2 protein-coding genes are annotated in these 1,294 nt (G+C 71.9%); one reads left to right on the top strand and one right to left on the bottom strand.

Going from position 1 to position 1,294, the window contains the following annotated elements:
- Positions 1–512, top strand: a 512-nt coding sequence (locus CSC65_RS16030; protein WP_162411588.1) for a pseudouridine synthase, incomplete at its 5' end; no start/stop codon positions are given.
- Between the two features lie 238 nt (positions 513–750).
- Here the strand turns inward: CSC65_RS16030 and CSC65_RS16025 are convergent.
- Positions 751–1,131: a hypothetical protein gene (locus CSC65_RS16025; RefSeq protein WP_162411587.1), complete on the bottom strand. Its 381-nt coding sequence runs from the start codon at positions 1,129–1,131 to the stop codon at positions 751–753.
- Positions 1,132–1,294: the final 163 nt, after the last annotated feature.

The raw sequence follows: 1,294 nt of genomic DNA, 5'->3' as shown, positions 1-1,294 counted from the left end.
GGCCGACGCTGGCCGGTTTCGGCCTGCCGCCGGCGGTTTACGCGGCCGGACGCCTGGACCACGACAGCGAAGGCCTGTTGCTGCTGACCGACGACGGCACGCTGGCCAACCGCCTGACCGATCCCCGGCACAAGCAGCCCAAGACGTATTGGGTGCAGGTCGAGGGCGATCCGCAGCCCGAGCAGGTGCAGGCATTGCGCGCGGGCGTGGTCCTCAACGACGGGCCGACCCGGCCGGCACAGGCGCGCAGGCTCGCGCCGGAAGAAGTGGCGACCCTGTGGCCGCGCGATCCGCCGGTGCGCTTCCGCAAGACCGTGCCCGATGCGTGGCTGGAACTGGTGATCGGCGAAGGCCGCAATCGCCAGGTACGGCGCATGACTGCCGCGGTCGGCCTGCCGACGCTACGCCTGGTGCGGGTCGGGATCGGAGGCCATCGGCTCGATGCAATGGGTGGCACGCAGGCATGGCTTTCACCCGGGCACTGGCAGCGGGTGGGCGGGTCGCTTCTGTAGGAGCGGACTTCAGGCCGCGACACCGACGCCGTCGGCAGAAGCGCTAACGCCTGACTCCGACGGCACTCCGCGGCGGAATCCTGGTGCGCCACTTTCGCTATGAGGAACTCGGCGCGAGTGGTCATGGGAAAGGGTTCTTCCCGCTCGCCTCGGGCGACGCCGTCGTGGTTCGATGGCGTCGGTGTCGCGGCCCGAAGTCCGCTCCTACAACCGCCGGGCGCTACTACGCCGAGCGCGGTCAGGCCGTGGTCGAGGGGCGCCGGGTCCGCGTCGTGCGCGCACGGGTGGTGGCATTGCCGTTGCTGCGCGGCAGTCGCTCCGATTGGCCGTCGATGGGCTGCTGCAGGTCGCGCTCGCGCTTCTTGCGATAGAGCACGTACGCCAGCACGCCGGCCCCGACCACGGCGGCGGCAGCGGCCAAGGCCACCGGATGGCGGCGCACGGTGCCGCGGGCGACGTTGAAGCCGGCCTTGGCCGCGCCCAGCGCAGCACCCGTCTTGATCCACTGTTCGGCGCCGATGCCGGCGTCGCGCAGGCTCGAGCCGGCCTGGCGCAGGCCCGCGCCGGCGTGCTCGGCCAGCTCCAGGGCGCGGTCGGAAATGATGGTCAGCTTGCTCATGGGGATCCCCGGGGGAAAGGGTGGGAGACGCCGCCAGTGTCGGTGACGGCATGTCGACGATACGTCAGCGCCAGCGCCCGCGGGCCACGCGACGGGCCGCGGGAGGGCGGCGGTTCATGCGTGGAGCCGGCCTTGCCTAGCGTAGGCGTAGGCGTAGGCGGTG

It is taken from the genome of Pseudoxanthomonas daejeonensis, assembly GCF_010093205.1.
In the GTDB taxonomy this organism is placed as follows: Bacteria; Pseudomonadota; Gammaproteobacteria; order Xanthomonadales; family Xanthomonadaceae; genus Pseudoxanthomonas; species Pseudoxanthomonas daejeonensis.
The sequence above is the reverse complement of the archived record's forward strand: the minus strand, read 5'-3'. Positions and strand labels throughout refer to the sequence as shown.